The sequence below is a fragment of the Streptomyces sp. NPDC001157 genome, from assembly GCF_053598255.1.
Genome location: NZ_JBSFJW010000016.1, coordinates 24,444 through 47,849 on the forward strand (window position 1 = coordinate 24,444; position 23,406 = coordinate 47,849).

Below are 23,406 nucleotides of genomic sequence, written 5' to 3' on the forward strand. Positions count from 1 at the left end.
CGGTAGAGCGCATACGGTCACGAACGCGCCCGCGGGCGCCTACCGGGTCAGCCACGCAGCAGCAGCCACTCCTGCAACTCCACCAAGTTCCCCTCGGGATCCTTGAGATGGGCCACCCGCATGCGGTCCGTCATGGGGGCCGGGCCGTGCAGGAGGACGGCGCCCCGGGTGGCGATCTCCTCGCAGTAGGTGTCGAGATCGTCGACGCGCAGCACCACAAGGGAGCGATGACCCGTTGCCGTGTCGCCCAGTTCGTCCAGTACCTCGGCCATCATCGAACGGTCCTGGAGGGCGATGCCCGCCGAGCCCGTGGCCGGGCTGAACTTCTCGTACGGGCCCGCGGTCGCGCCCGACTGCGGCTTGAGGCCGAGGACCTCGGCGTAGAAGCGGTAGCAGGCGGCGAAGTCGCTGACGAGGAGCCGGACTTGGGCGAGTTCCATGGTGTTCCCCTGTGATCGTTCAGGACCAGCGGCCGGTGCGGCCCAGGAGCAGGGCGGTCGCCGCGGTGCCGGCGGTCGATGTGCGCAGCACGCTACGCCCGAGCCGGTACGCCTTCGCTCCCGCCTCCGAGAAGAGCGCCAACTCCTGTTCGGACACGCCCCCTTCGGGGCCCACGACCAGCACGATCTCGCCCGCGGAGGGAAGCTCGGCGGTCGCCAGCGGCTCACTGGCGTAGTCGCGGTCCTCGTGCAGTACGGCGGCGAAGTCGGCTTTGGCGAGAAGTGCGGCAACCTGCTTGGTCGTTGCCGCGTCCGCGACCTCGGGGAAGCGCAGCCGACGGGACTGCTTGCCGGCCTCGCGGGCGGTGGCCCGCCACTTGGCGAGGGCCTTCAGTCCCCTCTCGCCCTTCCACTGGGTGATGCAGCGGGCCGCCGACCACGGCACGATCGCGTCGACGCCGGTCTCGGTCATCGTCTCGACGGCCAACTCGCCCCGGTCCCCCTTGGGCAGGGCCTGGACGACGGTGATACGGGGGCTGGGCTCGGGTTCGACCGGGAACTCGAAGGGCTCGACGAACAGCCGGTCCTTGCCCTCCGTCCGCACGACCACACCGGCGGCACCGCGCCCCAGACCGTCCGTCAGCACCACGTCCTCGCCGGGCTGCAGCCGCCGTACGGACACCGCGTGCCGCCCCTCGGGACCGTCCAGTTCGACGATCGAGCCGGGCCCGACGCCCGCCAGCGACTCGACCACGAACACCGGCGCGGTCATCGCAGGTCCCCTTTGTCCGACAACGCTGTCCTGGCCGCGTCGATCTCGGCGGCGAGGACCTCCACCAGCTGCCCGGCCGGGAGTTCGCGTGCCATGCGGTGCCCCTGCCCCGCCCACAGCGCCATGCCCTGCGCGTCGCCGGACGCGGCGGCCTTCTTGCGCAGGGGCGAGGTGAGGTGGTGGACCTCCGGGTAGGCGGCGGGGGCGTACGGGCCGTGCTCGCGCAGGAAGCGGTTGACCAGGCCGCGGGCCGGGCGCCCGGAGAACGCCCGGGTCAGCTCCGTGCGCACGAACAGCGGGTTGGTGAGCGCCTGCTTGTGAACGGCGTTAGCGCCGGACTCCGGGGTGGCGAGGAACGCCGTGCCGAGCTGGGCGGCGCTCGCGCCCGCCGCCAGCACCGCGGCGATCTGACCGCCGCGCATGATGCCGCCGGCGGCGACGATCGGGATGCTCACGGTCTCGCGGACCTGGGCGACGAGCGAGAGCAGCCCGATGCCGGTGCCGTCCGCCTCGGGGTTGTCCCGGTGGGTTCCCTGGTGACCGCCGGCCTCCACGCCCTGCACGATCACCGCGTCGGCGCCCGCCCGCTCCACGGCGAGGGCTTCCTCGGGGGTGGTCGCGGTGACCAGTGTGAAGGTGCCGGCCCGGCGGAGGGAGTCGAGGATCTCGCGGCTCGGGACCCCGAAGTGGAAGGAGACCACCGGCACGGGGTTGTCGAGCAGCACGGCGAGCTTGGAGTCGTAGGCGTCGTCGCGACCGCTGTCCGGATCGCCCAGTTCGGTCTCGTACCAGGCGGCCTCCCCGGCCAGCTGGTGGGCGTAGATCTCCACGGCGCCGGGGTCGGCGTACTCGGGCTGCGGCATGAAGAGGTTCACGCCGAAGGGGCGGTTCGTGATCCCCCGGAGCTGCTTGATCTCCTGGTACATGCCGTCGGCCGTCTTGTACCCGGCGGCGAGAAACCCGAGCCCCCCGGCCTCGCACACGGCGGCGGCCAGATGCGGCACGGAGACACCGCCCGCCATGGGGGCCTGCACGATCGGATGAGGGAAGAGATCGGTCAGTGCGGAGGACATGACGGCATGTTGTCACGTCCTCCGAACAAGTCCGAATCGGCCCATCCCCTTGGCACGTGCCTGCACTTTCAGCCCGTCCGGCGTTTGAGGACGAGGCCGTTCAGGCCGAAAGCGGGGGTCTGGGGGCGCAGCCCCCAGGGACGGGAAGGGTGACGGGAAGGGTAAGGGCGGCGGGGGCGAAAGCAGCCGCCCGCAGCCACCCCGTCAGCGGCCGTTGAACGCATCCTTGAGTCGCGAGAACAACCCCTGCTGCCCCGGCTGGAACTGCCCCGTCGGCCGCTCCTCACCCCGCAGCTTCGCCAGCTCCCGCAGCAGCCGCTCCTGCTCCGGGTCCAGCTTGGTCGGGGTCTGGACCTCGACGTGGACGATGAGGTCGCCGCGCCCCCCGCCGCGCAGATGCGTGACGCCCCGCCCGTGCAGCGGGATCGACTGGCCGGACTGGGTGCCGGGCCGGATGTCGACCTCCTCCATGCCGTCCAGCGTCTCCAGCGGCACCTTGGTGCCGAGGGACGCGGCCGTCATCGGGATGGTGACCGTGCAGTGCAGGTCGTCGCCGCGCCGCTGGAAGGTCGGGTGCGGCAGCTCGTGGATCTCGACGTACAGGTCACCGGCGGGACCGCCGCCGGGGCCGACCTCGCCCTCACCCGCGAGCTGGATGCGGGTGCCGTTGTCGACACCGGCCGGGATCTTGACCGTGAGGGTACGGCGGGACCGTACGCGACCGTCACCGGCGCACTCCGGGCACGGCGTCGGAACGACCGTCCCGAAGCCCTGGCACTGCGGGCAGGGCCGCGAGGTCATGACCTGGCCCAGGAAGGACCGCGTCACCTGCGACACCTCACCGCGGCCGCGGCACATGTCACACGTCTGAGCGGTCGTACCGGGCGCCGCGCCCTCACCGTTGCAGGTGGAGCAGACGATCGCCGTGTCGACCTGGATGTCCTTCGTGGTGCCGAAGGCCGCCTCGTCGAGCTCGATCTCCAGCCGGATCATCGCGTCCTGGCCCCGGCGCGTACGCGAACGCGGTCCGCGCTGCGACGCCGTACCGAAGAACGCGTCCATGATGTCCGAGAAGTTCCCGAAGCCACCCGCGCCGAAGCCGCCCGCGCCACCGCCGCCCGCCTGCGAGAGCGGGTCGCCGCCGAGGTCGTAGACCTGCTTCTTCTGCGGGTCGGAGAGCACCTCGTAGGCGGCGTTGATCTCCTTGAACCGCTCCTGGGTCTTCGGATCCGGGTTGACGTCCGGGTGCAGCTCGCGCGCGAGCCGCCGGAAGGCCTTCTTGATCTCTTCCTGCGACGCGTCGCGGCGCACGCCGAGAACGGCGTAGTAGTCCGTGGCCACTTACGACTCCGCCAGGATCTGTCCGACGTACCGTGCCACTGCGCGTACCGCTCCCATCGTTCCCGGGTAATCCATGCGGGTCGGTCCGACCACGCCGAGCTTGGCGACTGCCTCGCCGCCCGAACCGTAGCCGACCGACACCACGGAAGTGGAGTTGAGTCCCTCATAGGCGTTCTCGTGCCCGATGCGCACCGTCATGCCCGAATCCCCCGCCTCGCCAAGCAACTTGAGGAGCACGACCTGCTCCTCAAGCGCCTCCAGGACGGGGCGGATGGTGAGGGGGAAGTCATGTCCGAAACGGGTCAGATTGGCGGTGCCGCCGATCATCAGCCGTTCCTCGTTCTCCTCGACCAGTGTCTCCAGAAGTGTGGAGAGCACTGTCGAGACCGTACCCCGGTCCTCGACGTCGAAGCCTTCGGGCAGGTCTTCCACGAGCCGGGGGACGTCGGCGAAGCGGCGGCCCGCGACCCTGCTGTTGAGCCGCGCCCGCAGATCCGCGAGCGAGGCCTCCCCGAACGGCGCCGGGCAGTCGACCATGCGCTGCTCGACCCGCCCGGTGTCGGTGATCAGCACGAGCATCACGCGCGCGGGGGCGAGCGAGAGCAGCTCCACGTGCCGCACGGTGGACCGGGTCAGCGACGGGTACTGGACAACCGCCACCTGTCGCGTGAGCTGGGCGAGCAGCCGAACCGTCCGCGCCACCACGTCGTCGAGATCCACGGCGCCGTCCAGGAAGTTCTGGATGGCCCGCTTCTCGGGTGCGGACATCGGCTTGACGCCCGCGAGCTTGTCGACGAACAGCCGGTAGCCCTTGTCGGTGGGGATGCGCCCGGCGCTGGTGTGCGGCTGGGCGATGAACCCCTCGTCCTCCAGGGCCGCCATGTCGTTGCGTACGGTCGCCGGGGACACTCCGAGGTTGTGCCGCTCGGTCAGGGCCTTCGAGCCCACCGGCTCCTCGGTGCCGACGTAGTCCTGGACGATGGCGCGCAGCACCTGGAGCCGTCGTTCACTCAGCATCTAGCGCACACCTCCAGAAGTCGTCCCCTCGGCGCTCGCCTGGCACTCTGTCCGTCCGAGTGCCAGCCGTTACCGGCCAGTGTACGGCGGTGGGGTACACCCGGGGCAAGGTCGGCCCCCGTTGAACGGGGCGTACCGCTAGCGTCGCCGTATGACGGTGACTTGGGAAGAGCTGGGGTGGGAGCGGCTGGCGGCCGGTGTCGGCCGGTGCCGTCTGCCCCGCTGGGACTGCACGGCAGGGCTGGTCGTCGGGGAGGGCACGGCGCTCTTGATCGACGCGGGATCGAGCCTCGTCGAGGGCGCACGGTTGCGTACCGAGGCGCAGGAGCTCGCCGGTCACCGTGTGACTCATCTCGCGCTCACGCATCCCCATTTCGACCATGTCTTCGGGGCGGCGGTGTTCGCGGGCGCGGAGGTGTACGGCGCGGTGGGCGTGGACACGGTGTTCGAGGCCCGGCACGCGCGCGAGGAGCTGCGTGCGGACGCGGTGGGCAACGGGCTGGAGGCGCGGGTGGCGGAGGAGGCGGTCGACGCCCTGGTCCCGCCCCGGCACCACGTCTCCGGCGAGTGGACGCTCGACCTGGGCGGCGGCCGACAGGTGCTGCTGGCGAACGTGGGCCCTGGCCACACGGCCCACGATCTCGTGATCCTGGTCCCCGGCTCCCCGGAGATCGTCTACTGCGGCGACCTGGTGGAGGAGTCCGGCGAACCGCAGGCCGGTCCCGACGCCGTACCGGCACACTGGCCGGCCGCCCTCGACCGACTTCTGGACCTGGGCGGGGAGGACGCACTGTATGTACCCGGTCACGGAGCGGTGGTGGACGCGGGGTTCGTGCGGAGACAGCGGGACGAGCTGGCGGCACGTTTCGGCGTGTCGTAGCCGCTGACCGGCCGCTTCTCCTATCGTCACTCGAATGCGCCAGTACTCCGCCGACCTGACCCCGCCGTGGAAGAAGCCCAAGCCCGTGCCGGAGGTACCGGCGGAACCGGGTCTGGTGGTCGAGGAGCCGGGCACCGGTTTCTGCGGCGCGGTGATCCGCTGCGAGGCGGGCACGGTGACCCTGGAGGACCGCTTCGGCAAGCACCGGGTGTTCCCGATGGAGCCGCGGGGGTTCCTGCTGGAGGGGCGGGTGGTGACGCTCGTACGCCCGTCCGGCGCGGCTCCTGTACGGCCCGCTCGTACGGCATCCGGTTCGGTGGCCGTCCCCGGCGCACGCGCGCGTGTCGCTCGCGCCGGCCGTATCTACGTGGAGGGCCGCCACGACGCCGAGCTGGTCGAGAAGGTCTGGGGTGACGACCTGCGCATCGAGGGCGTGGTCGTGGAGTACCTGGAGGGTGTCGACGACCTGCCGTCGATCGTGGCTGAGTTCGCGCCGGGGCCGGATGCGCGGCTCGGGGTGCTGGTGGACCACCTCGTGCCGGGTACGAAGGAGTGGCGGATCGCGGAGGCGGTGACGAGCGAGCACGCGCTGGTGGTGGGCCACCCGTACATCGACATCTGGGAGGCGGTGAAACCGTCGTCGCTGGGGATCGCCGAGTGGCCGCGGGTGCCGCACGGGCAGGACTGGAAGACGGGGGTGTGCCGGGCGCTGGGGTGGCCGTCGGAGAACACCGGGGCGGTGTGGCAGGCGATCCTGAAGCGGGTGGGGTCCTACAAGGATCTGGAGCCGGAGCTGCTGGGGCGGGTGGAGGAGCTGATCGACTTCGTCACGGTCGGTGGTGGGGCTTGACGCCCTTGTAGGTGCCGAACTCGGTGGTGTCCAGTTCGATGCCAAGCGGTTTCAGCGGCACCGGCGCGCCGAAGGTGGTTACCCGCTGCAACTGGTAGTCGGCTTGCTCGCCCGTGCCTGTCGGCTCGGTGAGCAGCACACATTGCCCCATGATCGGGTCGATGATCAAGTAGACGGGCATGCCGCCCGCAGCGTAGATCGAACGCTTGACGACGTAATCACGCTCGACGCTCGTCTTGGACACAACCTCGACGACCATGCTGATGACCTTGGACGGCATGAGCTGCCCTTCACGCGGTCCGACGCCCCTCTCCACCAGTACGAGGTCGGGCAAAGGCTCGCTGGTCTCCTGCAGGATGGCGACGGCCTGCGTCTGCAGCCTCCTCCAGTCCCGGCGCGGGAACTGGTCGAGAACCGCCTCGACGATGTCGTTGTGCACCACGTCCGGCGCCGCCATCATCACGATTTCCCCCCGGAGGAGCTCGGCCTTGTATCCCTCGGGAACCTCGAGGTTCTCGAAGAACTCCACGACATCGGTGGTCATCGGTCGGTCGTCCACAGCGGTCACTCCGCAGCCCTCCGGTTTCTGCCACCGTCAGTTACGGCAGCAGCCTACGAACCAGGTTAGGGACCGAACCGACGTTCCGCACCGATTCACCCGCCAGGGTGATCAGTCCACCAAGTCCCTGACCACCGCATCCGCCAGCAACCGCCCCCGCAGCGTCAGCACTGCCCGCCCCTCCTCGTACGGCCCAGTCTCCAGGAGCCCCTCCCCCAGCGCCCGGCGGGAGGCCTTAAGCCCCTCCTCCCTCAGCAAGGACAGCGGCACCCCCTCCCGCAACCGCAGCTCCAGCAGGATCCGCTCCACCCTGCGGTCCTCCTCCGCCAGGAGCTCCCGGCCAGCGCCCGGCGACCGTCCCTCCGCCAGCGCCGCCGCGTACGCCCCCGGGTGCTTCACGTTCCACCACCGCACCCCGCCCACGTGCGAGTGGGCGCCGGGGCCCGCGCCCCACCAGTCGGCGCCCCGCCAGTACAGCTCGTTGTGCAGGCAGCGGCCCGCCTCCGACGTGGCCCAGTTGGAGACCTCGTACCAGTCGAAGCCTGCCGCCGACATCACCTCGTCCGCGATCAGATAGCGGTCCGCGTGGACGTCGTCGTCCGTCATCGGGACCTCGCCCCGGCGGATGCGACGCGCCAGCTGCGTGCCCTCCTCGACGATCAGTGCGTACGCCGACACGTGGTCGGGCCCGGCACCCAGCGCCGCCTCCAGCGAGGCCCGCCAGTCGTCGTCCGACTCGCCCGGGGTGCCGTAGATCAGGTCCAGGTTCACGTGCTCGAAGCCGGCCGCCCGGGCCTCCGCCACGCACGCCTCCGGCCGCCCCGGCGTGTGCGTCCGGTCCAGCACCCGCAGCACATGCTGCTTCGCGCTCTGCATGCCGAAGGAGACACGGTTGAAGCCTCCCTCCCGGAGCGCGGCCAGATACGCCGGATCCACCGACTCCGGGTTCGCCTCCGTCGTCACCTCCGCGTCCGCCGCGAGACCGAACTCGTCCCGGATCGCCCCCAGCATCCGTACGAGATCACCGGCGGCCAGCAGCGTCGGCGTACCGCCGCCCACGAAGACCGTGCGGACCTCGCGGGGGTCGTCGCCCAGGACCTTCCGCGCCAGGCGGATCTCGTCGATCAGGGTGTCCGCGTAGTTGTCGCGGGAGGCGAGGACGCCGCCCGTACCGCGCAGCTCGGTGGCGGTGTAGGTGTTGAAGTCGCAGTAGCCGCAGCGAGTCGCGCAGTACGGGACGTGCAGATAGAAGCCGAGGGGGCGGTCGGGGGCCCCGGCGAGTGCGGATGCGGGGAGGGCGCCGTCGGCGGGGACCGGCTCGCCGTCGGGGAGTGCGGAAGGCATGCCTTCCATTGTCCAGCACCGTACGAACTGCTCACTCCGCCTGCAGCACCAGCAGCGCGAGGTCGTCCTCCGGCGGGCGCCCGCCGAACTCGTGGACCAGCCTGCGGATGCGTTCCGCGATCAGCTCGGCGCTCAGGCCCGCGCACCCGGAGAGCGCGGCTGCGAGGCCGTCTGCGTCGTCGAACATGTCGGAGCCGGAGCGGCGCTCCGTCACACCGTCCGTGACGCACAGGAGGCTGTCGCCGGTGCGGAGCTCGAAGGTTTCGCTGGTGTACGTCGCGTCCTCGACGACGCCGAGGAGGGTCTGCGGACGGGCTGCCGTACGGACGCTTCCGTCGGGGCCGAGGAGCAGCGGCAGCGGGTGGCCGGCGGAGGCGAGGGTGCAGCGGACGCCACCGTCGAAGGGGGTCAGCTCGCCGTAGAGGAGGGAGAGGAAGCGGGTCTGCGGGCCGTCGCCGGGGGCGGGCGGCCGTACCAGGGCCCGGGCGGCGGCGTCCGCTGCCTCCGTCGCGTCGTCGAGGAGGAGGCGGTTGAGGCGGTCGAGGACGTCGGCGACACGGTAGCCCTCGCGTGCGAGCAGGCGCAGCCAGGGGCGGGCCAGGCCGATGACCACGGCGGCCTCGGGGCCCTTGCCCTGGACGTCGCCGACGGCGAAGCACCAGCGGCCGTCGCCGGCCGGGAAGAGGTCGTAGAAGTCGCCGCTGGGGCCGCCCTTGTCGCACGGTTCGTAGACGAGGGCGCTGCGCACCCCGGGGATCTCGGCGACGGCGGCGGGCAGCAGGCCGCGCTGCAGGACCTGGCTGATGGTGGCCTGGCGGGCGTACTGGCGGGCCGCGCCGATGGCGAGTGCCACCCGGCGGCTGAGGTCCTCGACGAGCCCGGTGACCTCGTCGGGGAAGCGCAGCAGCCCGGCGCGTCCGATGACGAGCGTGCCGAGCGGGCGGCCGCCCGCGATCAGGCGGTAGGCGAGCGCCGCGCCGTGCTCGTCCCGCACGTCGAGCGCCTCGCCCGGCCAGGGGTACACGACCGGCCCGGACTTCCCCCAGTCCCGGCTGCGCTCCCCCGGTGGGACGCTGATCGCCTCGGGCGGATGCGGCGGGTCCTTCTCCAGGGCGCGGCGCAGCTCCTCGATGCGGTTCTCGCTGCAGTGCCAGACGCGGGCCAGGCGGGGCCCGGCGCCCCCGGTGCCGTCGACCCAGCCGCCGCGGCCCATGGCCTCGTCCTCCAGCCACACCGCGCACCAGTCGGCGAGCCGCGGCACGATCAGCTGTCCGGCGAGCGCGGCGACCAGGTTCTCGTCGAGCTGCCCGGCCAGCAGATCGGAGGCCTCGGCGAGGAAGGACAGGGCGCCGCGGTGCAGCCAGTCCCGGTCGCGCTCGGCTCGCTGCGGGTCGGGCGCCAGTATCTCGGCGGCGCGCAGCCCTCGTTCCAGTGCCTGGCGGCCGGCGTGCGCCTGCGGCTCGGCAGCGGTCGGGCTCCGTTCAGCGGGCAGTCGCGCCCACACCGTCTTGGTGCCCCGACGGAAGGTGACCCCCCAGGATTCGGCGAGCGTGGCGACCAGACGCAGTCCGCGGCCGTACTCCGGTGTCCCGTACGGCACTTCGGCCGTCTCGTAGGGGCCCTCGGCGTCCGAGTCGCGAGGCGCCCGGGAGGGGTGATGGTCGGAGACCTCCACCACGAGCCCGCCCGGCGCCTCCTCCATACGGCACTCCACCTCGACCTCGGTGCCCGCGTGCACGACGGCGTTGGTGACGAGTTCGCTGACGACGAGCACGGCGTCGTCGGCGAGCCGGTCGGTGAGGTGTTCGGCACCGGGGAGCCGGGCCTCGGCCCAGTCGGCGAGCGCGGCGCGTACGAGGGCGCGGGCGGAACCCGGCGCGAGGGGGCTGCCGGGCAGCGTCGTGTACGCCTGCGCACGCGGGTCCACCCTCCCGTGCGCGGTCGCGTGCAGGTGTGCAGGCGCATCGCAAGCGCAGGAAGCGGTCTCCCGTTGCGTCGGAATGGCCCCCATGGACAGCTCCCCGAGCGGTTCGGACGAATACGCCTCAGTCGATGCCGACAGAGTGACAGACTGGCCTCGCCCATAAGCGCCGAGTTACCGAAGTGGGCCGCCATGAGTGAGAACAGTGCTACGCGTGTGCTCGAAGACGGTCAAAAACCGGAACAACTCCGAGCATCGGAGCTGCGTCCGCTGCTCGCCGCGATGACCGCCGCCCGGGACGGCGACTTCACGAAGGTTCCGGAGACGGGCCACGGGATGGTGGCCGAGCTGACGGCCGTGTTCAACCAGATCATGGACCGCAACACGCACTTCAACGGGGAAGTGCAGCGCGTGAAGCGGGAGTTGGTACGGCACGGGCGGCTCGACGAGCGGGTCTCGGCGAGCCCCGGGCAGGGCGCCTGGACCTCCCGGGTCAACGATGTGAACCAGCTGCTCGACGCCCTGGTGGCCCCGGCGGCGAACGCGACGCGGGTGCTCGACGCGGTGGCGGGCGGCGATCTGACCCAGCGGGTCGACCTGCACGACGGCAACCGGCAGCTGCGCGGTGATCTGCGGCGGCTGGGCCGGGCCGTGAACAAGATGGTCGACCAGCTCTCCCTGTTCACCGGCGAGGTGACCCGGGTCGCGCGCGAGGTGGGCACCGAAGGACGGCTCGGCGGACGGGCCAAGGTGACGGGTCTGTCCGGCAGTTGGCGGGATGTGACCGAGGCCGTCAACACGATGGCGTCCCGGCTGACCGCCCAGGTGCGTGACATCGCACTGGTGACCACGGCGGTGGCCCGCGGCGACCTGACCCGCACGGTCACGGTCGAGGCGACCGGTGAGCTGCTCGAACTGAAGCTGACCGTGAACACGATGGTCGACCAGCTGTCCGCCTTCGCCGACGAGGTGACCCGCGTGGCCCGCGAGGTCGGCACCGAGGGCCAGCTGGGCGGGCGGGCCCAGGTGCGGGGTGTCAGCGGGGTCTGGAAGGACCTCACCGACAACGTCAACTTCATGGCGTCGAACCTGACTTCGCAGGTCCGCAACATCGCCCAGGTGACCACGGCCGTCGCCAACGGCGACCTGAGCCAGAAGATCACGGTCGACGCGCAGGGCGAGATCCTGGAACTGAAGTCGACCATCAACACGATGGTGGACCAGCTCTCCGCCTTCGCCGACGAGGTGACCCGCGTGGCCCGCGAGGTCGGCACCGAGGGAAACCTCGGCGGCCGCGCCCAGGTGCGAGGCGTGTCCGGTGTCTGGAAGGACCTCACCGACAACGTCAACTTCATGGCGGACAACCTCACTTCGCAGGTCCGCAACATCGCTCTCGTCTCGACCGCCGTGGCCCAGGGCGACCTCGGCAAGAAGATCACGGTCGAGGCGAAGGGCGAGATCCTGGAGCTGAAGTCCACGATCAACACGATGGTGGACCAGCTCTCCGCCTTCGCCGACGAGGTCACGCGCGTGGCCCGCGAGGTCGGCACCGAGGGAAACCTCGGCGGCCAGGCGCAGGTGCGGGGCGTCTCCGGTGTCTGGAAGGACCTCACCGACAACGTCAACTTCATGGCACTGAACCTCACTTCGCAGGTCCGCAACATCGCGCAGGTGACGACCGCCGTCGCCAACGGCGATCTCTCCAAGAAGATCACCGTCGACGCACGCGGCGAGATCCTGGAGCTGAAGGACACCGTCAACACGATGGTGGAGCAGCTGCGCGCCTTCGCCGACGAGGTGACGAGGGTGGCCCGCGAGGTCGGCACCGACGGCCGGCTGGGCGGCCGGGCCCAGGTGCTGGGTGTGTCCGGTGTCTGGCGGGACCTGACCGACAACGTCAACTACATGGCGGACAACCTCACTTCACAGGTCCGGAACATCGCCCAGGTGACCACCGCCGTCGCCAACGGCGACCTCTCGAAGAAGATCGACGTCGACGCACGCGGCGAGATCCTGGAGCTGAAGACCGCCATCAACACCATGGTCGACACCCTGTCCTCCTTCTCCTCCGAGGTCACCCGCGTGGCCCGCGAGGTCGGCTCCGAGGGCCAACTCGGCGGCCAGGCAAGGGTCGAGGGCGTGTACGGCACCTGGAAGCGCCTGACGACGAACGTGAACGAACTGGCGTCGAACCTGACCACCCAGGTCCGCGCGATCGCCGAGGTCGCCTCCGCGGTGGCCCAGGGCGACATGTCCCGCTCCATCACCGTGGAGACCCAGGGCGAGGTCGCCGAGCTGAAGGACAACATCAACCTGATGGTGGCCAACCTCCGCGAGACCACCCGCGCGAAGGACTGGCTGGAGTCCAACCTGGCCCGCCTGGCCGCCCTGATGCAGGGCCACCGCGACCTGATGGAGGTCGCCGACCTGCTGCTGCGCGAGCTGACCCCGCTGGTGAACGCCCAGTACGGGGCGTTCTTCCTGGCCGACCCGGACGAGGAGGGCGCCTCGCTGCGCACCACCGTGCCCACGAAGGGGCTCGCCTTCATCGCCGGGTACGGCTCGGCGCAGGGCGCGACCGTCGAGACCGGCGGCCTCCCGGTGCACGGGCTGGTCCGGCAGGCGGCCCGGGAGAAGAAGCGGATCCTCGTCGAGGAGGCACCGCCGGACTACATCAAGATCAACAGCGGTCTCGGCGAGGCGGCCCCCACCAGCGTCGTCATCATCCCGATCCTCTTCGAGGACAAGCTCCTCGGCGTGATCGAGCTGGCCTCGTTCTCCCGCTTCTCCGACGTCCACCTCGCCTTCTTCGACCAGTTCGTGAACACCATCGCCGTCGCGATCAACACGATCATCGCCAACTCCCGTACGGAGTCCCTGCTCGGCGAGTCCCAGCGCCTGGCCATGCAGCTCCAGGAACGCTCGGACGAACTCCAGAAGCAACAGGCCGAGCTGCAGCGCTCGAACGCCGAACTGGAGGAGAAGGCCGCGCTGCTCGCGACGTCGTCGCAGTACAAGTCGGAGTTCCTGGCGAACATGTCGCACGAGCTGCGAACCCCCCTGAACTCCCTCCTGATCCTCGCGCGACTGCTCTCCGACAACCCGGACGGCCATCTCTCCGACCAGGAGGTGCAGTTCGCGACGACGATCCACCGCTCCGGCTCGGACCTCCTCCAACTGATCAACGACATCCTGGACCTGTCGAAGATCGAGGCCGGCCGCATGGACGTACGCCCGAAGAAGCTCCCGCTCATCAAGCTCCTCGACTACGTCCACGCCACCTTCCGCCCGCTCACCCTCGACCGCGGCCTCGCCTTCGAGGTGGCGGTCGGCGAGGACGTACCGCGCGAGATGTACTCGGACGAGCAGCGGCTCCAGCAGATCCTGCGCAACCTGCTCTCCAACGCGATCAAGTTCACCGCGACGGGCCGGGTCGAGCTGCGCGTGAGCCGGATCAAGGACCCCGAGCGGCTCCATGTCCGAGACAGCGACGACGTGATCGCCTTCGCCGTCACGGACACCGGCATCGGCATCGCGCCCGAAAAACTCCCGGTGATCTTCGAGGCGTTCCAGCAGGCCGACGGCACCACCAACCGCAAGTACGGCGGCACCGGCCTCGGCCTGTCCATCAGCCGGGAGATCGCGGGCCTGCTCGGCGGCCGTATCGTCGCCACCAGCGAGCCCGGCAAGGGGTCCACCTTCACCCTGTACGTCCCTGTCGTCAGCCCCGGCCACCCGGCGACCGGACCGGCCACCGAGGAGCGTGCCCTGCCGGTGCCGGAGCAACTGTCCGCCGAACCCTTCACCACCACGCACGACGTGGACGACTCCTGGCCGGCCCCCACCAAACTGGAGGCGTGGAAGGTGGGCCGGGCAGGCCAGGTACTGCCCGGTCGGCGGGTGTTGATCGTCGACGACGACATCCGCAACGTCTTCGCCCTCACCCATGTCCTCGGCCGCGTCGGCATGCCGGTCCTGTATGCGGAGAACGGCCGCGAGGGCATCGAGACCCTGGAGCGCAACCCGGACGTGGAACTCGTCCTGATGGACATCATGATGCCGGAGATGGACGGCTACGAGACCATCGCCGCCATCCGCCGCACCCCCCGCTGGAGCGGACTGCCGATCGTCGCCCTGACCGCGAAGGCGATGCCCGGAGACCGCGAGAAGTCCATCGCCAGGGGTGCGAACGACTACGTACCGAAGCCGGTGGACGTCGATCAGCTGCTGACGGTCGTCTGCGCACTACTGGATCCGGAGGGCGCGGACGAGACCACCGACACCACTGCCCCGCAGCCGGGCACGACCGAGGAAGCGGCGGCAGGGCCGAACACCGAATGAGGCACACTCACCATGAGCGCTGAGGCAACGACCAACGAGCGCGCCAGCATCCTCCTCGTGGACGACATGGAGGACAACCTGATCGCGCTGGAGGCCGTCCTGGGGTCCCTCAACGAGCCGCTGGTACGCGCACGTTCGGGCGAGGAGGCGATGAAGGCACTGCTGCGCCAGCACTTCGCCCTCGTCCTGCTCGACGTCCGCATGCCCGGCATGGACGGATTCGAGACGGCCGCCAACATCAAGCGGCTCGACCAGACCAAGGACGTCCCGATCATCTTCCTGACCGGCGCGGAGGACGACTCGGGCTACGCCTTCCGCGGCTACGCCACCGGCGCCGCGGACTACCTGACCAAGCCCTTCGACCCCTGGGTCCTACGGGCAAAGGTCACCGTCTTCCTGGACCTGCACCGCAAGAACCAGCAGCTGGAACGCCTGGTGGCGCAGGAACAGTCGGACTACGGCGAGGTGGACGTCAGACTGGCGACACTGGAGACCGACCTCGCCGACGACACCCCGGACCTGCCCGCACTGCGCGAACAGGTCCGAGAGCTACGTCAACTGCTGGCCAGGGGACGCGGCTGTTAGGGGCGCGGGGAACTGCGCGATCAACCACGACGAACCGTCAGCCGCGAAGCAACCCGCACCACCCCCTACGCCTCCCGCGTACCGGCGTACATCTCATCGATGAGGTGCTTGTACTCCCGCTCGACAACCGGCCGCTTCAGCTTCAGGCTGGGCGTGATCTCACCGTGCTCCACATCGAGATCCCGCGGCAGAAGACGGAACTTCTTGACCGTCTGCCACCGCTGCAACCCCTGGTTGAGCTCCTTGACGTACCCGTCAATCAGCGCAACGGTGGCCTCCGCAGCCACAACCTCCGCGTACGACTTGCCCTCCAGCCCGTTCTCCGAAGCCCACTGCAGGATGGACGGCTCGTCCAAAGCGATCAGCGCCGTGCAGAAGTTCCGGTCGGCGCCGTGCACCAGGATGTTGGAGACGTAAGGGCACACCGCCTTGAACTGCCCCTCGACCTCCGCGGGCGCGATGTACTTGCCGCCGGACGTCTTGATGAGGTCCTTCTTGCGGTCGGTGATCCGCAGATAACCGTCGGGCGACAGCTCCCCGATGTCACCGGTGTGGAACCAGCCGTCCGACTCCAGCACCTCGGCGGTCTTCTCGGGCAGCCCGTGGTAGCCCTCCATGATGCCGGGGCTGCGCAGCAGGATCTCCCCGTCGTCCGCGATACGCACCTCCGTGCCGGGCAGCGGCTTGCCGACCGTGCCGGTGCGGTAGGCCTCGCCGGGGTTCACGAAGGAGGCCGCCGAGGACTCCGTGAGGCCGTAGCCCTCGAGGATGTGGATGCCGGCGCCGGCGAAGAAGTAGCCGATCTCGGGCGCGAGCGCGGCCGAGCCGGAGACGCACGCCCGCAGGTTCCCGCCGAAGGCCTCGCGGATCTTGGCGAAGACCAGCGCGTCGGCGACCTTGTGCTTGGCGCCGAGCGAGAACGGGACGGACGCCGTGCCGGTGCGCCGGAAGTTGTCCTGCGCGACCTTGGCGTACTCGCGGGCGACCTCGGCGGCCCACTGGAAGATCTTGTACTTGGCGCCGCCGCCGGCCTTCGCCTTGGCCGCGACCCCGTTGTAGACCTTCTCGAAGATGCGCGGGACGGCCGCCATGTACGTCGGCTTCACGACCGGCAGATTCTCGATGATCTTGTCGACGCGACCGTCGACCGCGGTGACGTGCCCGACCTCGATCTGGCCGGAGGTGAGCACCTTGCCGAAGACGTGGGCGAGCGGCAGCCACAGGTACTGCACGTCCTCGGGGCCGACCAGCCCGGTCGCGGCGATGGCCTTCGCCATGTAGGACCAGTTGTCGTGCGGCAGCCGTACGCCCTTGGGGCGGCCGGTGGTCCCGGAGGTGTAGATCAGCGTCGCGAGCTGGTCCTTGGTGATCGCACCGACCCGCTCCTTGATCAGGTCAGGGTCCTTCTCCAGGCGCGCGGCGCCCCGGGCCTCCAGCTCGGTGAGGGTGAGCACCCAGTCGCTCGTCTCGACGCCGGCCGGGTCGATCACGACGACATGAGTGAGGTCGGGCAGCTCGGCGCGCTTCTCGACCGCCTTGGCGAGCTGTGCCGCGTCCTCCGCGATCAGCACCCGGCTGTCGGAGTCGGAGAGGATGAACGCCGACTCGTCGGCGTTGGTCTGCGGGTAGACCGTGGTGGTGGCCGCTCCGGCGCACAGGATGCCGAGGTCGGCGAGGATCCACTCGACGCGGGTGGAGGCGGCGAGCGCGACACGCTGCTCGGGCTGCACACCCAGTTCGATCAGGCCGGCTGCGATCGCGTAGACCCGCTCCGCGGCCTGCGCCCAGCTGAGCGTCTTCCAGTCGTCAGGGCCCTCACCGGAGGCGGGCGCCACCGGGTAGCGGTAGGCCTCCGCGTCCGGTGTGGCTGCAACGCGTTCCAGGAAGAGGGTCGCCACGCTCGGCGGACGGTTCTCGATCAGTGTCTGTGTGTCGCTCACGACATCCTCCGGGGCCCGCGGCAGTGCGGCTGGCTCAAGTGCGGCGGTATTGACTGCGGCTGTATCCACTCGCGAACCGTTGTTTAACTCGCGAGTAACTATCGAGCAGAGATCAGGGTAGAGCCCGACCGGCCGGTTCGTAAGGGGCAGCGGCCTGTCACTTCGTACAGAGAGCGACACTACGCACGCGTAGGGGCTCGCCGCACTTTCGTACGCCGAGCCCCTGTTGTGTCCGGATTAGTGCCGCAACCCGTCGTTACCCGCGGTTACCCGTGGTCACTTCTTGCCCTTGCCCGACCCCGCGCTGTCATCGCTGGAGAGCACGGCGATGAACGCCTCCTGCGGAACCTCCACGGAACCCACCATCTTCATCCGCTTCTTGCCCTCCTTCTGCTTCTCCAGCAGCTTGCGCTTACGGGAGATGTCGCCGCCGTAGCACTTGGCGAGGACGTCCTTGCGGATGGCGCGGATGGTCTCGCGGGCGATCACCCGGGAGCCGATGGCGGCCTGGATGGGCACCTCGAAGGCCTGCCGCGGGATGAGCTCGCGCAGCTTGGCGACGAGCCGCACACCGTAGGCGTAGGCCGCGTCCTTGTGGGTGATCGCGGAGAAGGCGTCGACCTTGTCGCCGTGCAGCAGGATGTCGACCTTGACCAGGCTGGACGTCTGCTCGCCGGTGGGCTCGTAGTCCAGCGAGGCGTAGCCACGCGTCTTCGACTTCAGCTGGTCGAAGAAGTCGAAGACGATCTCCGCGAGGGGGAGCGTGTAGCGGATCTCGACGCGGTCCTCGGAGAGGTAGTCCATGCCGAGCAGGGTGCCGCGCCGGGTCTGGCACAGCTCCATGATCGAGCCGATGAACTCCGACGGCGCGAGGATCGTGGCGCGCACCACCGGCTCGTACACCTCGTTGATCTTGCCCTCGGGGAACTCGCTGGGGTTGGTGACCGTGTGCTCGGTCCCGTCCTCCATGAGCACGCGGTAGACCACGTTGGGCGCGGTCGCGATGAGGTCGAGCCCGAACTCGCGCTCCAGCCGCTCACGGATCACGTCCAGGTGCAGCAGCCCGAGGAAGCCGACGCGGAAGCCGAAGCCGAGGGCTGCGGAGGTCTCCGGCTCGTAGACCAGCGCTGCGTCGTTGAGCTGGAGCTTGTCGAGGGCGTCACGCAGCTCGGGGTAGTCGGAGCCGTCCAGCGGATACAGACCGGAGAAGACCATCGGCTTCGGGTCCTTGTATCCCCCGAGGGCCTCGGTCGCGCCCTTGCTCAGGCTGGTGATGGTGTCACCGACCTTGGACTGGCGGACGTCCTTCACACCGGTGATGAGGTAGCCCACCTCACCGACGCCGAGGCCGTCGGCGCCGAGCATCTCGGGCGAGTTCGTGCCGATCTCCAGCAGCTCGTGCGTGGCGCCGGTGGACATCATCCGGATCCGCTCACGCTTGTTGAGCTGCCCGTCGACGACTCGTACGTACGTCACGACACCGCGGTAGGAGTCGTAGACGGAGTCGAAGATCATGGCGCGCGCGGGGGCGTCCGCGACGCCGACGGGCGCCGGGATCTCCTTGACCACCTTGTCGAGCAGCGCGTCGACGCCGAGACCGGTCTTGGCGGACACCCGCAGCACGTCGTCCGGGTCGCAGCCGACGAGGTTCGCGAGCTCCTCGGCGAACTTCTCGGGCTGAGCGGCCGGCAGGTCGATCTTGTTCAGTACGGGGATGATCGTGAGGTCGTTCTCCATCGCCAGGTAGAGGTTGGCGAGGGTCTGGGCCTCGATGCCCTGGGCGGCGTCGACCAGGAGGACGGTCCCCTCGCAGGCGGCGAGCGACCGCGAGACCTCGTAGGTGAAGTCGACGTGCCCCGGGGTGTCGATCATGTTGAGGATGTGCGTGTTGCCGGGCTCATGGGTCGGAGCCCAGGGCAGGCGCACCGCCTGGGACTTGATCGTGATGCCGCGCTCGCGCTCGATGTCCATCCGGTCGAGGTACTGAGCACGCATCTGCCGCTGCTCGACCACACCGGTCAGCTGGAGCATCCGGTCGGCGAGCGTGGACTTGCCGTGGTCGATGTGCGCGATGATGCAGAAATTGCGGATCAGAGCCGGGTCGGTACGGCTCGGCTCGGGCACATTGTTAGGGGTCGCGGGCACGCAGGGTCCTGTCTCTTGAGGCGCCTTATGCCTCGGGTCGGATCGATACGTAGGTTCCATGGTCCCACGGGTGGCGACCGGGGACCGTTTTGGGCCGCCGGGACGGCCACTGGTACTCTGGGTGGCTGTGTCTCATGCCCTCTCAGCGCGAGGCACAACTCCCAAGAAATCACCTGGTACGGGACCCGGTAACTCCTGCACGGAGTGCTCCTGGCCCTGTGCCTGAACCTGAAAAGGCTCAATCAGTGGCGAACATCAAGTCCCAGATCAAGCGGATCAAGACCAACGAGAAGGCCCGGCTGCGCAACAAGGCCGTCAAGTCCTCCCTGAAGACCGCGATCCGCAAGGCCCGCGAGGCCGCTGCCGCGGGTGACGTCGAGAAGGCCACCGAGTACCAGCGCGCTGCTGCGCGTGCGCTCGACAAGGCCGTCTCGAAGGGCGTCATCCACAAGAACCAGGCCGCCAACAAGAAGTCGGCGCTTGCTTCCAAGGTCGCCTCCATCCAGGGCTGAACCTCTTACTGATCTGACCGGTCCCGCGGGACCGAACCGCCGGAAGGACCCAGAGCGGGCCCTCTCTCATCCGCTCCCGACCGGCACCCGAGGATCCGCGCGCGGCCTGCGTTCGCCACGCGGGCGCGGATCCGACAGCTTGAGCCGGAGGCCCCGGCACCCAGCCCTTCCCCAGGGCGGGGCGCCGGGGCCTTCGGCGTTCTTGGACGGCATTTGCTGGACGGCACCTTTGAGCGCCGGGCCGCATTTCTTCAGCCCGTCTGGGGGCACCCCCTCTGGGGGAGTTTGAGGACGAGGCGGTTCAGGCCGAAGCGGGGGTCTGGGGGCCCAGCCCACAGCGGAGCCGAAGGGGCAGCGCCCCTGGGGAAGGGACGGGTAAGGGCGGCGGGGGCGAATCCACCGAGCGGACCGGCCCCTACGCCCGCCCCCGGGACCGCGCGGCGCGGGCGATCACCACGACCGCCTTCTCCAGCGCGTACTCGGGATCGTCCCCGCCCCCCTTCACTCCCGCATCCGCCTCGGCGACCGCCCGAAGAGCGACCGCCACTCCGTCAGGCGTCCACCCCCGCATCTGCTGCCGCACCCGGTCGATCTTCCACGGCGGCATCCCCAGCTCACGCGCCAGATCGGCCGGCCGCCCCCCGCGCGCGGACGAGAGCTTCCCGATCGCCCGGACGCCCTGCGCCAGCGCACTGGTGATCATCACCGGCGCCACCCCGGTGGCCAGGGACCACCTCAGCGCCTCCAGGGCCTCGGCCGCCCGCCCCTCCACGGCCCGGTCGGCGACCGTGAAGCTCGACGCCTCGGCCCGCCCCGTGTAGTACCGCCCGACGACGGCTTCGTCGATGGTCCCCTCGACGTCGGCGACCAGCTGGGAGACGGCGGACGCCAGCTCCCGCAGATCACTCCCGATGGCGTCGACGAGCGCCTGGCAGGCCTCGGGCGTGGCAGACCTCCCGGCCGCCCTGAACTCCCCGCGCACGAAGGCCAGCCGATCCGCCGGCTTGGTCATCTTCGGACAGGCCACCTCCCGCGCCCCGGCCTTGCGCGCGGCGTCGAGAAGGGCCTTGCCCTTGGCTCCGCCCGCATGCACCAGCACGAGGGTGATCTCCTCGGCGGGCGCCCCGAGATAGGCCTTCACGTCCTTGACGGTGTCGGCGGAGAGATCCTGGGCGTTGCGTACGACCACGACCTTGCGCTCGGCGAACAGCGAGGGGCTGGTCAGCTCGGCGAGGGTGCCGGGCTGCAGCTGGTCCGGTGTCAGGTCACGTACGTCCGTGTCGGCGTCGGCTGCCCTGGCGGCGGCCACCACCTCCTGCACGGCACGGTCGAGCAGGAGGTCCTCCTGGCCCACGGCAAGCGTCACCGGGGCGAGAGGGTCGTCTTCAGCAGTCTTCCTGGCCATCGCGACAAGCATGGCATGGGCCACTGACAACGCGGCCGGCACGGCCGCGCACCAAAGGGGCGCGGGGCGGAATGGACATGCGGCTGAGCCGCGTGGGCGCGACCAGCCACATGCGGCCCGGAGTCGGCGCCCGACATACAGTCCCCCGGCGACCCGGCGGAGCGCTACGGCTCCTCACGCCACCCGTCCCACGCCCCCACGAACGCGTCCAGTTCCCCGGGATCCAGCCGCCCGTCCTCATCGCGCAGGACGACCAGCCACTGCGCGTCCTCCGCGTCGTCCTCACCGGCCAGGGCGTCCCGTACGAGCTGCGGCTCCTCGGACACCCCGAACCGCTCCCCCAGCGCCTCCGCCACCGCCTCCGCGGCATCGCGGTCGGGCAGCACCAGCACATGTCTCACATCGCTCACGGCAGCCATTGTCCGGCACCCGCCGCAGGCGTCCGCAGGTCACCCCTTGCGTACGATCTGCACGTCGAGGTCGACCCGGATGCTCGGCCCCACCACCGCGATCCCCCGCGCCAGCATCGTCTGCCAGCTCACCGTGAAGTCGTCCCGGTGCAGTTCCGTCGTGGCCCGGCAGGCCGCCCGCACCTCGCCCTCCATGCCGTTGCCCAGGCCGAGGTACTCGGTGTCGAGCGTGACCGTACGCGTCACACCGTGCAGCGACAGCGCTCCGGTGACCGCCCACCGGTTCCCGCCCTTGTGCACGAACCGCTCGCTGTAGAACTCCAGCGTCGGAAAGCGCACCACGTCCAGGAAGTCCGCCGACCGCAGATGATCGTCCCGCATCCGGACGTTCGTGTCGATGGACGCCGCGTCGATCACCACATGCATCGCCGACTGCTCCACCGGCTCGGTGATCCGGACGGCCCCCGCGAACGAGTTGAACCGGCCGTGGATCCGGGCCAGCCCGATGTGCCGCGCGGTGAACCCGATCGAGGAATGCATGGGCTCGATCTCCCAGTCGCCCGCCGGCGGCAGCTCCGGCGGCCTCGCCACCTGGAGCGTCACATCCCCCAGCGAGGCGAGCGCGTTCTCCCCGACGGTCGCGCCGGCCCGGTACGGCGTGTATCCCTCGGCGGACACCATGAGCCGGTACTCCCCCGCGGGCACCGTCGTCACGAACGACCCGTAGGGATCCGTCTCCCCGCCGACCACCTTGCGCCCCATGGCGTCGCTGACCGCGAACTCCGCATGGGTCACCGGCTCGTTGACCGGATCCAGTACCCGGCAGCTCAGCACCCCGGCACTCGGCGGGGTCTGCACCGCCGCCAAGGGGCTCGTCCGTTGCACCCTGTTCGCTCGGTTTCCCAGCCAGCGGCCGAACATCCACGCCACCCCTGTGCGCCTCGACGTCTTCTGTTGCCGAAGAGACATTCGATCACCGATGCGGCTTTCGAGGCAACACGGGGTGCCTACGCACGAGTAGCTATGACTGGCCCTCTCTGGACCCATGTGACGACATGTGACCTCAATCAGCCGCCACTAGGGGATTTCGCACGGTCGGCGCACGGTCGAGTTCGATCCCGAACCGCTCCCGGTAGGCCCCGAGCACCTCCTCCTCCGTGCCCAACTCCCGTTCCTCCCTCGCCCCGTCGGCGCCCGTGACCTTGAACGTGCGCCCGCTGAGCGTGATCCTCCCCCCGTCCTCGGTCACCCTTGAACACACCAGCGACTGCACGAAGTGCGAAGCTGGCGAGGTGCTGTGCCACCACGCCCCGGCCACGAAGTCGCCGAGCTCTCGGGGCCGCACCTCCAGCCGGTACTGCGGCCTGTCGTTCACGAAGACATCCAGGTCCGGCCCCGCCTCGACGATCCGGAAACTGCCGCCGGGATCCTCCTGTTCACCCCTCTCCTCGAATGCCAGCGGGTAGTGGCTGTGCGCCCCGAAGCCCACGTCCGCGAGCCACTCGCTGCCGTCCGACGCCCCCACCCGCAGCGCGAGATGGTCGTACGGAATCCCTAGCCGCCCCTCGTCCCCGTGCACCCGCGCCGCGAGCAGCTTGACGTCGAACCCCAGCGCGCCGAGCAGGGCCCCGAACGCCCCGTTGAGTTCGTAACAGAACCCGCCCCGCCTCGCCCCCACCACCTTGTCCAGCAGCCGCTTCTCCTCCAGCACGATCTCCTCTCCGAGGTGGACCGACAGGTTCTCGAAGGGCACTGCCCGCAGGTGTCGCAGATGCAGCTCGCGCAGCACGTCGGCGGTGGCGCCGGCGGCCCGGTTCGGAGGCTCGGCTCCCAGACGGCGGAGGTAGGCATCGACCTGTGCTGAATTCATG

The 23,406-nt window shown here is 69.9% G+C and carries 19 protein-coding genes; 5 read left to right on the forward strand and 14 right to left on the reverse strand.

Annotation, left to right across the window (positions count from 1 at the left end; all coding sequences use genetic code 11):
- Positions 1–47: 47 nt before the first annotated feature.
- The 5 genes from ACWDAG_RS25925 to hrcA all read right to left on the reverse strand — a co-directional run bounded on the left by ACWDAG_RS25925 (position 48) and on the right by hrcA (position 4,643).
- On the reverse strand, positions 48–440 hold the full coding sequence (locus ACWDAG_RS25925) for a VOC family protein (RefSeq protein ID WP_115908233.1): 393 nt from the start codon (positions 438–440) through the stop codon (positions 48–50).
- Between the two features lie 19 nt (positions 441–459).
- Entirely contained in the window at positions 460–1,212 is a 753-nt protein-coding gene (locus ACWDAG_RS25930; protein ID WP_450697960.1) for a 16S rRNA (uracil(1498)-N(3))-methyltransferase, read from the reverse strand.
- Complete coding sequence (locus ACWDAG_RS25935; protein WP_450697961.1) at positions 1,209–2,285, reverse strand: nitronate monooxygenase; 1,077 nt, start codon at positions 2,283–2,285, stop codon at positions 1,209–1,211. Before ACWDAG_RS25935 ends, ACWDAG_RS25930 begins: the two co-directional genes overlap by 4 nt.
- Positions 2,286–2,489: 204 nt before the next feature.
- Positions 2,490–3,626: a molecular chaperone DnaJ gene (gene dnaJ, locus ACWDAG_RS25940; protein WP_450697962.1), complete on the reverse strand. Its 1,137-nt coding sequence runs from the start codon at positions 3,624–3,626 to the stop codon at positions 2,490–2,492.
- Positions 3,627–4,643, reverse strand: a complete 1,017-nt coding sequence (gene hrcA / locus ACWDAG_RS25945; RefSeq protein WP_450697963.1) for a heat-inducible transcriptional repressor HrcA — start codon at positions 4,641–4,643, stop codon at positions 3,627–3,629.
- 151 nt (positions 4,644–4,794) lie between these two features.
- Between hrcA and ACWDAG_RS25950 the strand changes: the two genes are divergently transcribed.
- Positions 4,795–5,523 (forward strand): MBL fold metallo-hydrolase, encoded by a 729-nt coding sequence (locus ACWDAG_RS25950; protein ID WP_450697964.1) that lies wholly within the window; start codon positions 4,795–4,797, stop codon positions 5,521–5,523.
- A gap of 34 nt (positions 5,524–5,557) precedes the next feature.
- The gene (locus tag ACWDAG_RS25955) at positions 5,558–6,373 is read left to right on the forward strand and encodes a DUF3097 domain-containing protein (RefSeq protein WP_450697965.1); all 816 of its coding nucleotides are present in this window, start codon (positions 5,558–5,560) and stop codon (positions 6,371–6,373) included.
- Here ACWDAG_RS25955 and ACWDAG_RS25960 read toward each other — a convergent pair.
- From ACWDAG_RS25960 to ACWDAG_RS25970, 3 genes are all read right to left on the reverse strand, one after another.
- A complete protein-coding gene (locus tag ACWDAG_RS25960; RefSeq protein WP_450697966.1) occupies positions 6,351–6,917 on the reverse strand; it encodes a Uma2 family endonuclease in 567 nt (188 codons plus the stop codon). The two genes, ACWDAG_RS25955 and ACWDAG_RS25960, sit on opposite strands and share 23 nt — an antisense overlap.
- Positions 6,918–7,043: 126 nt before the next feature.
- On the reverse strand, positions 7,044–8,276 hold the full coding sequence (hemW, locus tag ACWDAG_RS25965) for a radical SAM family heme chaperone HemW (protein ID WP_450697967.1): 1,233 nt from the start codon (positions 8,274–8,276) through the stop codon (positions 7,044–7,046).
- A gap of 31 nt (positions 8,277–8,307) precedes the next feature.
- On the reverse strand, positions 8,308–10,287 hold the full coding sequence (locus tag ACWDAG_RS25970) for a SpoIIE family protein phosphatase (RefSeq protein ID WP_450697968.1): 1,980 nt from the start codon (positions 10,285–10,287) through the stop codon (positions 8,308–8,310).
- 102 nt (positions 10,288–10,389) lie between these two features.
- On the opposite strand from ACWDAG_RS25970, the gene ACWDAG_RS25975 reads away from it, so the two are divergent.
- Positions 10,390–14,538, forward strand: coding sequence for a HAMP domain-containing protein (locus ACWDAG_RS25975; protein WP_450697969.1), 4,149 nt, complete (start codon positions 10,390–10,392; stop codon positions 14,536–14,538).
- Between the two features lie 12 nt (positions 14,539–14,550).
- The gene (locus tag ACWDAG_RS25980; RefSeq protein ID WP_450697970.1) at positions 14,551–15,123 is read left to right on the forward strand and encodes a response regulator; all 573 of its coding nucleotides are present in this window, start codon (positions 14,551–14,553) and stop codon (positions 15,121–15,123) included.
- A gap of 65 nt (positions 15,124–15,188) precedes the next feature.
- On the opposite strand, the gene ACWDAG_RS25985 is transcribed toward ACWDAG_RS25980, so the two are convergent.
- Positions 15,189–17,063, reverse strand: a complete 1,875-nt coding sequence (locus tag ACWDAG_RS25985) for an AMP-dependent synthetase/ligase (protein ID WP_450697971.1) — start codon at positions 17,061–17,063, stop codon at positions 15,189–15,191.
- Positions 17,064–17,339: 276 nt separating this feature from the next.
- Entirely contained in the window at positions 17,340–19,208 is a 1,869-nt protein-coding gene (gene lepA / locus ACWDAG_RS25990) for a translation elongation factor 4 (protein WP_450697972.1), read from the reverse strand.
- A 245-nt stretch (positions 19,209–19,453) separates the two neighbouring features.
- Between lepA and rpsT the strand changes: the two genes are divergently transcribed.
- Positions 19,454–19,720 carry a 30S ribosomal protein S20 gene (gene rpsT, locus ACWDAG_RS25995; protein ID WP_450697973.1) on the forward strand — a complete coding sequence of 89 codons (267 nt, stop codon included), beginning with the start codon at positions 19,454–19,456 and terminating at the stop codon, positions 19,718–19,720.
- 415 nt (positions 19,721–20,135) lie between these two features.
- Here rpsT and holA read toward each other — a convergent pair whose 3' ends face one another.
- The 4 genes from holA to ACWDAG_RS26015 all read right to left on the reverse strand — a co-directional run bounded on the left by holA (position 20,136) and on the right by ACWDAG_RS26015 (position 23,405).
- Positions 20,136–21,125 (reverse strand): DNA polymerase III subunit delta, encoded by a 990-nt coding sequence (gene holA / locus ACWDAG_RS26000; RefSeq protein ID WP_450697974.1) that lies wholly within the window; start codon positions 21,123–21,125, stop codon positions 20,136–20,138.
- 164 nt (positions 21,126–21,289) lie between these two features.
- A complete protein-coding gene (locus ACWDAG_RS26005; RefSeq protein ID WP_450697975.1) occupies positions 21,290–21,544 on the reverse strand; it encodes a hypothetical protein in 255 nt (84 codons plus the stop codon).
- Between the two features lie 30 nt (positions 21,545–21,574).
- Positions 21,575–22,456, reverse strand: coding sequence for a YceI family protein (locus ACWDAG_RS26010; RefSeq protein ID WP_450697976.1), 882 nt, complete (start codon positions 22,454–22,456; stop codon positions 21,575–21,577).
- Between the two features lie 142 nt (positions 22,457–22,598).
- Entirely contained in the window at positions 22,599–23,405 is an 807-nt protein-coding gene (locus ACWDAG_RS26015) for an arylamine N-acetyltransferase family protein (RefSeq protein WP_450697977.1), read from the reverse strand.
- Position 23,406 lies beyond the last annotated feature (1 nt).

Coding starts and splice junctions, on each gene's coding strand:
- ACWDAG_RS25925 (WP_115908233.1), bottom strand. CDS start 440: ATGGAACTCGCCCAAGTCCGGCTCCTCGTCAGCGACTTCGCCGCCTGC.
- ACWDAG_RS25930 (WP_450697960.1), bottom strand. CDS start 1,212: ATGACCGCGCCGGTGTTCGTGGTCGAGTCGCTGGCGGGCGTCGGGCCC.
- ACWDAG_RS25935 (WP_450697961.1), bottom strand. CDS start 2,285: ATGTCCTCCGCACTGACCGATCTCTTCCCTCATCCGATCGTGCAGGCC.
- hrcA (WP_450697963.1), bottom strand. CDS start 4,643: ATGCTGAGTGAACGACGGCTCCAGGTGCTGCGCGCCATCGTCCAGGAC.
- ACWDAG_RS25950 (WP_450697964.1), top strand. CDS start 4,795: ATGACGGTGACTTGGGAAGAGCTGGGGTGGGAGCGGCTGGCGGCCGGT.
- ACWDAG_RS25955 (WP_450697965.1), top strand. CDS start 5,558: ATGCGCCAGTACTCCGCCGACCTGACCCCGCCGTGGAAGAAGCCCAAG.
- ACWDAG_RS25960 (WP_450697966.1), bottom strand. CDS start 6,917: ATGACCACCGATGTCGTGGAGTTCTTCGAGAACCTCGAGGTTCCCGAG.
- hemW (WP_450697967.1), bottom strand. CDS start 8,276: ATGCCTTCCGCACTCCCCGACGGCGAGCCGGTCCCCGCCGACGGCGCC.
- ACWDAG_RS25970 (WP_450697968.1), bottom strand. CDS start 10,287: ATGGGGGCCATTCCGACGCAACGGGAGACCGCTTCCTGCGCTTGCGAT.
- ACWDAG_RS25975 (WP_450697969.1), top strand. CDS start 10,390: ATGAGTGAGAACAGTGCTACGCGTGTGCTCGAAGACGGTCAAAAACCG.
- ACWDAG_RS25980 (WP_450697970.1), top strand. CDS start 14,551: ATGAGCGCTGAGGCAACGACCAACGAGCGCGCCAGCATCCTCCTCGTG.
- holA (WP_450697974.1), bottom strand. CDS start 21,125: ATGGCCAGGAAGACTGCTGAAGACGACCCTCTCGCCCCGGTGACGCTT.
- ACWDAG_RS26005 (WP_450697975.1), bottom strand. CDS start 21,544: ATGGCTGCCGTGAGCGATGTGAGACATGTGCTGGTGCTGCCCGACCGC.
- ACWDAG_RS26010 (WP_450697976.1), bottom strand. CDS start 22,456: ATGTTCGGCCGCTGGCTGGGAAACCGAGCGAACAGGGTGCAACGGACG.
- ACWDAG_RS26015 (WP_450697977.1), bottom strand. CDS start 23,405: ATGAATTCAGCACAGGTCGATGCCTACCTCCGCCGTCTGGGAGCCGAG.